The sequence below is a fragment of the Arthrobacter sp. SPG23 genome, assembly GCF_000876655.1.
Classification (GTDB): Bacteria; Actinomycetota; Actinomycetes; order Actinomycetales; family Micrococcaceae; genus Arthrobacter.
This window is the reverse complement of sequence record NZ_JYCN01000024.1, coordinates 33,149-42,882: the sequence shown is the minus strand read 5'-3', so window position 1 is coordinate 42,882 and position 9,734 is coordinate 33,149. Positions and strand designations below refer to the sequence as shown.

The 9,734-nt window shown below is 67.6% G+C and carries 11 protein-coding genes; 7 read left to right on the top strand and 4 right to left on the bottom strand.

Annotated elements, in window-relative coordinates:
• The 6 genes from TV39_RS16095 to TV39_RS16070 form a co-directional block, all read left to right on the top strand.
• Window positions 1-661, top strand: a 661-nt coding sequence (locus tag TV39_RS16095) for an ABC transporter substrate-binding protein (protein WP_043483401.1), incomplete at its 5' end; no start/stop codon positions are given.
• 44 nt (window positions 662-705) lie between these two features.
• Window positions 706-1,431, top strand: a complete 726-nt coding sequence (locus tag TV39_RS16090; RefSeq protein ID WP_043483399.1) for an ABC transporter ATP-binding protein — start codon at window positions 706-708, stop codon at window positions 1,429-1,431.
• Window positions 1,421-2,386: an ABC transporter permease gene (locus tag TV39_RS16085; RefSeq protein WP_144406441.1), complete on the top strand. Its 966-nt coding sequence runs from the start codon at window positions 1,421-1,423 to the stop codon at window positions 2,384-2,386. The genes TV39_RS16090 and TV39_RS16085 overlap by 11 nt, the downstream gene beginning before the upstream one ends.
• Window positions 2,387-2,626: 240 nt before the next feature.
• Window positions 2,627-3,091, top strand: a complete 465-nt coding sequence (locus TV39_RS16080; RefSeq protein ID WP_043483394.1) for an SRPBCC family protein — start codon at window positions 2,627-2,629, stop codon at window positions 3,089-3,091.
• A gap of 118 nt (window positions 3,092-3,209) precedes the next feature.
• Window positions 3,210-4,466, top strand: coding sequence for a uroporphyrinogen-III C-methyltransferase (gene cobA, locus TV39_RS16075; protein WP_043483392.1), 1,257 nt, complete (start codon window positions 3,210-3,212; stop codon window positions 4,464-4,466).
• A gap of 123 nt (window positions 4,467-4,589) precedes the next feature.
• Window positions 4,590-6,053, top strand: a complete 1,464-nt coding sequence (locus tag TV39_RS16070; protein WP_043483389.1) for an FAD-dependent oxidoreductase — start codon at window positions 4,590-4,592, stop codon at window positions 6,051-6,053.
• A gap of 84 nt (window positions 6,054-6,137) precedes the next feature.
• Here TV39_RS16070 and TV39_RS16065 read toward each other — a convergent pair whose 3' ends face one another.
• Genes TV39_RS16065 through TV39_RS16055 form a run of 3 tightly spaced genes read right to left on the bottom strand, consistent with a single transcriptional unit; the run spans window position 6,138 to window position 7,758 of the window.
• Window positions 6,138-6,596, bottom strand: coding sequence for an SRPBCC family protein (locus tag TV39_RS16065; RefSeq protein WP_043483387.1), 459 nt, complete (start codon window positions 6,594-6,596; stop codon window positions 6,138-6,140).
• A gap of 41 nt (window positions 6,597-6,637) precedes the next feature.
• On the bottom strand, window positions 6,638-7,465 hold the full coding sequence (locus TV39_RS16060) for a DUF1206 domain-containing protein (RefSeq protein ID WP_043483385.1): 828 nt from the start codon (window positions 7,463-7,465) through the stop codon (window positions 6,638-6,640).
• A gap of 2 nt (window positions 7,466-7,467) precedes the next feature.
• Window positions 7,468-7,758: a hypothetical protein gene (locus TV39_RS16055; protein WP_043483383.1), complete on the bottom strand. Its 291-nt coding sequence runs from the start codon at window positions 7,756-7,758 to the stop codon at window positions 7,468-7,470.
• A gap of 93 nt (window positions 7,759-7,851) precedes the next feature.
• On the opposite strand from TV39_RS16055, the gene TV39_RS16050 reads away from it, so the two are divergent.
• On the top strand, window positions 7,852-8,397 hold the full coding sequence (locus TV39_RS16050) for a hypothetical protein (RefSeq protein WP_043483381.1): 546 nt from the start codon (window positions 7,852-7,854) through the stop codon (window positions 8,395-8,397).
• Between the two features lie 36 nt (window positions 8,398-8,433).
• Here the strand turns inward: TV39_RS16050 and TV39_RS16045 are convergent, their stop codons facing one another.
• On the bottom strand, window positions 8,434-9,612 hold the full coding sequence (locus TV39_RS16045; protein ID WP_043483378.1) for an AI-2E family transporter: 1,179 nt from the start codon (window positions 9,610-9,612) through the stop codon (window positions 8,434-8,436).
• Between the last annotated feature and the right edge of the window lie 122 nt (window positions 9,613-9,734).

The window sequence follows — 9,734 nt, the reverse complement described above, 5'->3', positions numbered from 1 at the left end:
CCTGTCCACGCCGCAGCTCGGCGGGACCCAGGATGTGGCGCTGCGGGCGTGGCTGGCCGGCCAGGGGTACAAGACCGGCACGGACGGCAGCGGGGACGTGGCGATCAACCCCACCGAGAACGCGCAGACCCTGAAGCTGTTCCAGGACGGCAAGCTCGACGGCGCGTGGCTGCCCGAGCCCTGGGCGTCCCGGCTGGTGCTGCAGGCCGGCGCGAAGGTCCTGGTGGACGAGAAGGATCTGTGGGACGGGTCGCTGACGGGCAAGCCGGGCGAGTTCCCCACCACCATCCTGATCGTGAACAAGAAGTTCGCCGCCGACCACCCGGACACCGTCAAAGCCCTGCTGAAGGGCCACGCCGAGTCCGTGGCCTGGCTCAACAACACACCGGCCGCGGAAAAGGCGAGCGAGCTGAATGCTGCCCTGAAGGAATCCGGAGGTGCCGAACTCCCGGCCGACGTCATCGATCGGTCACTGCAGAACATCGTCTTTACCGTGGATCCGCTGGCCGGAACCTACAAGAAACTGCTTGAGGACGGCGTGAAGGCCGGCACCACCAAGCAGGCGGACATCAACGGGATCTTCGACCTCACCGCCCTAAACAGCGTCACCGCCCAAACCGGGGGCAGCCCGGTCTCCGCTGCCGGCCTCGGCAACGACTAACCCCAAAGCACCACCTCCAGCCCCATCAACGTAAGGACAGGACCATGCCAGTCGTACTGGAAAACCTGGGCAAACGCTTCGGCGACGGCGCCCCGGTGCTGGACGACGTCAACGCCAGCATCGCCCAAGGCGAGTTCGTCGCCCTCCTCGGCGCCTCCGGCTGCGGCAAGTCCACCCTGCTGAACATCATGGCGGGACTGGAACTCCCGACGTCGGGCGCCCTTGAAGTCCCCAGCGACGGCGCTGCCTTTATGTTCCAGGACGCCGCGCTCTTCCCGTGGCTGACGGCGCGGGAGAACATCGAGCTCGCCCTGAAGCTGCGCGGCGTGGGCAAGGCCGAGCGGCGCACCAAAGCCAACGAACTCCTGGACCTGGTCCACCTGGGCGGAGCCGGCGACAAGCGCCCCCACGAACTCTCCGGCGGCATGCGCCAGCGTGTCTCCCTGGCGCGATCGCTGGCGCAGGACCGGCAGCTGCTGCTCATGGACGAGCCGTTCGCCGCCCTGGACGCCATCACCCGTGACCTCCTGCACGATGAACTGGAACGGATCTGGAAGGAAACCGGCCGCACCATCGTTTTTGTGACGCACAACGTCCGCGAAGCGGTCCGGCTGGGCCAGCGGGTGCTCCTGCTGTCCTCACGCCCCGGCCGCGTCGTCCAGGAATGGAACGTCACCGAGGAACACCGAACCGACGCCGGACTTGCCGGACAGCTGACCGGGGTCATTACCGCCCGGCTGCGAGAGGAGATCCGCCGCCATGCCAAGTAACCCGACACCCCTGGCAGAAGCCCCCGTAAGCGGGGAGGCAGCCGGCCCCGTGCCCGAAACCCGCAAAGTACACGCGGCACTGACACGGTCCTCCACGGGCAACGAGGACCTGCGCGAGCTTGAATCCGGCCTTGATTCCCTGCAGTCGGACGCGGCCCGCGCGGCGCGCATCGACTGGAGCCGCATCCTGCTTCCCGTGGCGGCGCTCGTGGTCCTGGTGCTGGTCTGGCAGTTCTATGTTTCGCTCGGCTTCAAGCGCCGGGACCTGGTGCCCGGGCCAATGGACGTACTGGGGCAGTTCGGCACCCTGTGGGCCGAGGGGTCCCTGCAGGAAGCCGTCTGGACGTCGCTGCAGCGCGGCATTGCCGGCTTCCTGATCAGCGTGGTCATTGCGACCCCGATCGGACTCCTGCTGGCACAGGTGGCCCCGCTGCGCCGCGCCTTCGGTCCGCTCATCTCCGGGCTGCAGGTGCTGCCGTCCGTGGCCTGGGTGCCCGCGGCCATTATCTGGTTCGGCCTCACGGATGCCACGGTGTACTTCGTGGTGTTCATGGGCGCCATCCCGTCCATCATCAACGGGCTGATCTCCGGCGTGGACCAGATCCCGCCGCAGTACCGCAGCGTGGGCACCGTCCTGGGCGCCAACCGGCTGCAGATGGCCCTGCAGATCGTCCTTCCGGCCGCGTTGCCAGGCTACCTGAGCGGTTTGAAGCAGGGCTGGGCGTTCTCCTGGCGGTCCCTCATGGCGGCGGAAATCATCGCGGTGGGCGGCACCATCGGCTTCGGCCTGGGGTCCATGTTGAACCAGGGCCGCGACCTCGCCGACATGACGATCGTGATGTCTGCCATCCTGCTGATCCTGGCCGTGGGCATCCTGATCGAACTGCTGGTGTTCGCGCCGATTGAAAAGCGCCTCCTCCGGCGCCGCGGCCTCCTTGCCGGCAGCACCCGCTAGGGTCCGCCGCACCAGTCAACCCGCGCAGAACCAAACAGCAGAGCCCGACGGCGAGTCCCGCCGTCGGGCTCTGCTGTTGGCTTTTCGTCGGGGTCCGCAGCGTGGGGTGCGGTGACCGAATCAGGGCACTTCGACACGGACACGCCGGGCGTAGGCCCCGCCCGGGGCTGAATCGGCGTCAATGTGCCCCGCGACGGCGGAGATGGCGCCCGCAGCAGACCGGTCTGGCAGACTGGCGCCATGACCGCCAGCTTCGTGTGCCGCACAGAGTCCGCCCTGCCCCGGGAGCGCCTGTTCGACCTCGCGCGGAGCATTGATGCGCACCTTGACTCGCAGGCCGAGGCGGGGGAGCGGGCCGTGGCCGGTGTGACGTCCGGCCTGATCGGCGAGGGGCAGGAAGTGACCTGGCGGGCACGGCATTTCGGCGTGCCCTTCCGCATGACCAGCCGCATCACCTCCATGGATTACCCGGAGAGGTTCGTGGACGAGCAGGTCCGCGGGCCGTTCAAGGCCTTCCGCCACGTCCACGAGTTCGAGGCCACAGGCCGCGGCAGCATCATGACGGACCGGGTGGAGTTCACGACCCCGTTCGGGCTGCTGGGCCGGATTGCGGAGCGGCTGGTGCTGCGCCGGTACCTGGAGGGGCTCATCGCGGTGCGCGGGCTGTACCTCGCCGGGCAGGTTCCCCCGGGCCCACCTGCCTGAACCCGGGGCCTGCGGATGCCACGGCCGGTCCACCAGCAATGTGACGCAGCGTTACCTTACGTGAACTGGTGTTTCCGCGCCGTTGTTCCGGTATATGACGCGGCCCTATCGTCGATTTATGGCAATTCAGGACATTTACCCCACGGCACTGCGCCTGCTGGGCCGCCCCGTACTGGTGGTGGGCGGCGGGCCGGTGGCCACGCGCCGCGCCAAAGGGCTGCTCGACGCCGGTGCCCGGGTAACCGTGGTTGCCCCCCTCGCCTCCGCCGGACTTGAGGAACTGGCCGACGCCGGCCTCATCACCTGGGAGCAGCGCACCTACCGCACGTCCGACGTCGACGGCGCCTGGTTCGTCCAGACGGCCACCGGCGATTCCGTGGTGGACGCCCGGGTCTCGGCCGACGCAGAGGCGCAGCGCATCTGGTGCGTCAACGCGTCGGACCACGAAGCTTCCGCCGCCTGGACCCCCGCCGTCGCCGTGGTGGACGACGTGCAGATCGCCGTCAACGCCGGGGGAGACCCGCGCCGCGCCATGGCCCTCCGCGACGCCGTGGCCACCGCCCTGGAAACCGGCGACCTCCCGCTGCGCCGCCAGCGGGCCCACCGGGGAAGCGTGGCCCTCGTGGGCGGCGGACCCGGCGACACCGGGCTCATCACCGTCCGCGGCCGCAGGCTGCTCGGCCAGGCCGACGTCGTGGTGGCGGACCGCCTGGGCCCCCGCGAGCTGCTGAACGAACTCGCCCCGGACGTCCGCGTTATCGAGGTGGGCAAGACCCCCGGGCACCATCCCGTGCCGCAGGCCGAGATCAACCGCATCCTCGTCGAGGAAGCCCTGGCCGGCCACCGCGTGGTCCGGCTCAAGGGCGGCGACCCCTACGTCCTGGGCCGCGGCGGCGAGGAAGCCGAGTTCTGCCGGCAGCACGGCGTCGAGGTTGAAGTGGTCTCCGGCGTGACTTCCGCGATATCCGTTCCCGCGGCAGCCGGCATCCCTGTGACGCACCGCGGCCTGGCCAAGGGCTTCAGCGTGGTCACCGGCCACGAGGAACTCTCCGAAGTCCCGGCCCGCGCGGACCACACCATCGTGCTGCTGATGGGAGTGGGCCAGCTCCGCGAATCCGCCGCTGCACTGGCCGCTGCCGGTTTGCCTCAGGACACTCCAGTTGGCATCGTTGAGAACGGCTATTTGCCCAACCAGCGCGTGACCATCGGCACTGTCGGTTCCATCGCTGACCAGGCTGAGGCCACCGGCGTCGCGAATCCCGCGGTGATCGTGATCGGCGACGTTGTCCGCGTCAGCCCGTTCGCGCCGTCGCACTTCAAGACCGCCGACTACAGCACCACCACCCCGAACCAGCCCCGCGTACTGACCAAGTAGCCCCGAAGTCCCGTAGCCCCGTAGCCCCTTCCCAACTAGCTCGCAGTTAACGCTCCCAAAAGCCGTTTTCACGACGTTAAGTGCGAGTCAGTTGGGCCCGTGACAGAAAAAAGGAACACAGCCGTGTCAACTAGCACCACCGTAGGTTCTGCCGCCCGCCCGCTCCGGGTCGCCGTCGTGGGTTCCGGCCCCGCCGGCGTATACGCCGCCGACATCCTCACCAAGAGCGAAGCCGTCAAGAGCGGCGAGCTGACCGTGAGCATCGACCTCTTTGACCGCTACCCGGCGCCCTACGGACTGATCCGATACGGCGTGGCCCCGGACCACCCGCGCATCAAGGGCATCGTCAACGCCCTGCACAAGGTCCTGGACCGCGGCGACATCCGGTTCTTCGGCAACGTGGACTACGGCACGGACCTCTCCATCGAGGACCTCCGCACCCACTACGACGCCGTCATCTTCGCCACCGGCGCCATCAAGGACGCGGACCTGAACATCCCCGGCATCGAGCTCGAGGGCTCCTACGGCGGCGCGGACTTCGTCTCCTGGTACGACGGCCACCCCGACGTGTCCCGCGAATGGCCGCTGGATGCCAAGGAAATCGCCGTGATCGGCAACGGCAACGTGGCCCTGGACGTGGCCCGCATGCTCTCCAAGCACGCCGACGACCTCCTGGTCTCAGAAATCCCGGACAACGTCTACGCCGGCCTCAAGTCCTCGCCCGTGACGGACGTGCACGTCTTCGGCCGCCGCGGCCCCGCCCAGGTGAAGTTCACCCCGCTGGAACTGCGCGAACTGGCCCACTCCAAGGACGTGGACATCATCCTGTACCCGGAGGACTTCGAGTTCGACGAGGAATCAGACCGCCAGGTCCAGAGCAACAACCAGACCAAGACCATGGTTGGCACGCTCACCAACTGGATCGCCGAGCAGCCGGAAGACCTTTCCGAGCTCACGGCCTCCCGCCGCCTGCACCTGCACTTCCTGCACAGCCCGGTTGAGGTGTACGACGACGCCGAGACCCCCGGCCGCGTAGCCGGCATCAAGTTTGAGCGCACCGAGCTGGACGGCACGGGCAACGCCCGCGGCACCGGCGAGTTCGTGGACTACCCCGTCCAGGCCGTCTACCGCGCGATCGGCTACTTCGGTTCCGCGCTGCCCGAGGTGGAGTTCGACCACAAGAAGGGTGTTGTACCGAACGACGGCGGACGCGTCCTGGACGCCGCCGGCACCCACGTGCCGGGCATCTACGCCACCGGCTGGATCAAGCGCGGCCCGGTGGGCCTGATCGGCCACACCAAGGGCGACGCCCTGGAGACCGTGACCTACCTGCTCGAAGACCGCGCGAACCTGCCGCTCGCCGCTGCGCCGGCACCGGACGCCGTCGTCGAACTGCTGGAAAACCGCGGCGTGAAGTACACCAGCTGGGAAGGCTGGCTGGCACTGGACGCGCACGAGCGCGCCCTCGGCGAGAAGGCCACCGAGACCGGGTCGCACGGCGTGGAGGTTGCACGCGAACGGGTCAAGGTTGTGCCGCGCGAGGACATGGTGTCCATCTCCCGCGACGGGGTGGCCGCCCAGGTCTAGCCGCGCCCTTCTTCAGCGCGAACTGGCAGCTAATGACCGCAAACCACGCGGTTGACGTCATTAGCTGCCAGTTCGCGCTTTGGTTTAAGTCCCCGCGCCGCCCGCGTTCCCCGCGCCGCCCGCGGCCATGAGTTCCAACCGGTTCAGCGTTTCGGTGTTCCGGACCGTGATCAGGGGGTCGCGGATGGCCTTGGGGACCCAGAGGCCCGGTCCTTTGACAGCGTCCTCGGCGATGGTCACTTTGCACCCGGTTTCCTCCGGCTCCACGGTGATCACCACTTTGGCCTCGCCGAGGGGCCAGCCCCGCGCCATGAGCTCGATGGACTTCCCCGGATCCGACGCCGTCACTGTCGTTTTGTCGTTGATCAGCAGCGGCCACGCCCCGACCGAGTGGTGCAGCACCGCGTCGGCAGCAGGCCACAGTGCGTCCACATCCCGGATCCGTGATGCACCCACCACCCACCCCGAGTAGAGCCATCCGTTGGCGATGACGTTCCAGACGTCGGCCGGGGGAGTGAGGAAACTCTTCGAAACAGTAGCCATGTTGTGCTCGCTTTCTGCTGGGGACTGCGGGTTGCGCCGGCCTACATCCGGCCGAATCTTGCCCGGACCAGGGCGAACAGTCCGTAGCTGATGAGGCCGGCCGCAATGGCCGCCAGGAGGTAAGGCCCGGCCGGGTGGTCCCGCAGCGCCTTGAGGCTGCCGTCCAGCCCGGTCGATTCGCCCGGACGGTTGGTGGCGGCCGCCACGACGAACAGCAGTCCCGCCAGGATGAGGGCGACGCCCTTCGCCACATGGCCGGCGACGCCCAGTCCGCTGATGATGCGCCCGCGCCTGGTTCCCTCGAAATGGTGCAGTTCCTCCTTGAACTGCTTCCGGACGCCCTTGACGATGAAGTAGATTCCGACGCCGATCACCGTCAGCCCCAGCGCAATGAGCGCCGGAACCCCCAGGGGTCCGCGGACCAGGGCTGTGCTGAGGTCCCTTGTGGAATCGCCCGAGTCCCCGCGCTGTCCAACCGCGAACCCTGCGAAGGTGAGCCCCACACTGCCGTAGGCCACGGCCAGGAAACCGGATGAGACCAGCTTGCCGAGACGCTGGCCTGCAGGAAGGTGGCGGGCCCTGAGGGTGGCTTCGCTGAGCTGCCACAGCGCCAGGCCCGCACAGCCGGTCAGCCCGACCCACATCACGGCGGGACCCCACGGGTTCGCGGCCAGCTGCTCGATGGCTCCCGTGGGCTCGGCCTGACCGGGCTGGCCCAGCGCCAAGGCGATGGCGATGGCCCCGATCACAATGTGCAGCAGTGCCATCACGGCAAAACCGGAACGGGCGACGACGTCCAGCGCTTTGGTGTTCGACACCGCCTCGGCCGCATCGGCGGCTTCGCCCAGGGCCGTATTTTCTTCCGCCATCGTTAGCCGTTCATGGGGCCTTCGGCATGGACCTCATCGGCGCCCGGGCCGGTAAGTTTCACCGTGCAGCGGACAATGAGCTGCTCCGGTGCCGTGTGGACATCCGCCAGAGTGTCGCCCGGGTTGATGACCGTGTACGTTTCGGTGCCCTCTTCGACGCCGAAGCCCCGGGAGACGGCATCCTGGGCGGCGTTGGCCAGGGCGTCGCGGCGCAGTTCGTCCAGATACGCCTCGTCTCCGGACCGTGAAAGGTCACCAAAAGCCCAACCGAAAAGCGTTCCGGACCCGTTCATATCGCTGATTTTACGCATCATCCACCCTACCAAGATATTGATAAGTGTGCTTACTATAGCCTCGCTATCCGCACTCACGTTAGGAAGATCATCATGGCAGGAAATCTTGTTGCCCGCTCCATTCACGACCTGACCGCGGGCGCGTGGTTCGGGGGCTCGCTCATGGGTGCGATCGGGCTTAACGGGGCCGCCGCTGCGGCCAAGGATCCAACCGAGCGCACCAGGCTCTCCAGCCTGGGCTGGAAGAAGTGGGCGCCCGTGCAGGCCGGCGCGTTTGCGGCGCACCTGCTGTCAGGCTTGGCCATCACTTGGGAGAACAAGGGCCGCACGGCGGCGCAGGAAGGTGTGGCCGGCCTCAACGTTTACAAGACGGCGGTTACGTTGGCCGGCGCCGCCGTTACGTTGTACGCCGGGATCCTGGGCAGCAAGGTGGAGAAGCTCGCCGGTGAAGGCGCCGAAGGCGCAACCGAACCGAAGCGGGGGGCTTCGGACGAACTCAAGTCGGCCCAGAAGCAGCTGAAGATCCTGCAGTGGGCCATCCCGGTCTTTGCCGGCTGGGTCATCGTCCTGGGTGCACAGCACGGCGAAATGCAGCGGCCGAAGAACGTTCTGCAGGGCCTGCTGCACCGTTCCAGCTAGGGGCCACCGGCCAGCCAGTCGATACCCGGCCGGATCTCAGCTTCCAGCAGACCGGCCGCTGTCTGCGTCAGCCAGGTCCGGGTCCGCGGATTCCGCTTCGTCACTGCCAGGTTTGGCCGTCGCGGAGTCCGCGGGGTCCGGGTCCTTGCTGTCCGTTGTCCAAACCTGGATGATCGCCCAGACCACGGCGGCCAGCGGAACCGAAAGCACGGCGCCGATGATGCCGGCAAGGATGGTTCCTGCTGTCAGCGCCAGCAGGATGACCAAAGCATGCAGCTGCAGGGACTTGCCCATGACCACCGGCTGAAGCAGGTTGCCCTCAAGCTGGTTGACGGCGATCACCACAATCACCACAATCAGCGCCACCACGGGCCCGTTGGCCACGAGTGCCACCAGTGCCGCGAGGATGCCCGCCACCGTGGCTCCCACGATCGGGACGAACGCGCCGATGAAAACGATGATGGCCAGCGGGATGGCCAGCGGAACCTGCAGGATCAGCAGCGCAGAGCCGATGGCCACGGTGTCCACGAGGGCAACGATGGCCGTGCCGCGCACGTAGTCACCCAGGACCTGGATGGTTCGTGCGCCCGACCGGCGCAGCTTGGCCTCGCGTGCGCCGGTGTAGGGCCGCAGGAAGAAGTTCCAGATCCCGGTCCCGTCCTTGAGGAAGAAGAACAGGATCACCACCATCAGGCTGGCCCCGGCGAGGAACTCAGTGATGACGGACAGCCCGGTGATGGCTCCGGAGCGGACCTGGCTGCTGGCGGCAAAATCCACAATGGCTGCCCGGGCCTGCTCGATCTGCTCTCCGTCCACGGGAATGGGGCCGTTGAGCAGGAAGGACTGCAGTTCGTCCAGGCCTGAAGACGCCTGGCTGGCCAGTTCACCCCACTGGCTGCGGATGGAGGCAACAATGACCGTGGTGACGCCGGCCAATACGGCGAGCAGGGCCACAAAAGCCACAGCCGTTGCCGCCGAGCCGGGCAGGCCCCGCCGCTTCAGGAGGTTGACGAACGGCGCAATAGCAGCTGCCAGGATCAGGGCGATCAGCACGGGAATGACCAGGAGCCGGATCTGCAGCAGCGCGAAGACGGACACCACCACCACGGTGAGGACCAGCAGGATCTGGGCCGAGCGAACGCCCACCCTGCCCAGGCCGTCTGCCCAGGGGTCCGGGCGTTTGCCGTCCACCGTGATGTCGACTGATCTGGCCATGGGGTACTCCAATTCGTCAGCGTGCAAGAACGGGACGCCCGATCCGGCTGAGGCCGGGATGGGAACTCCCAAACAGCTAAGCCTACTGATTTACCGGGCCTCCCGCTGGGCGGCGGCCAGGG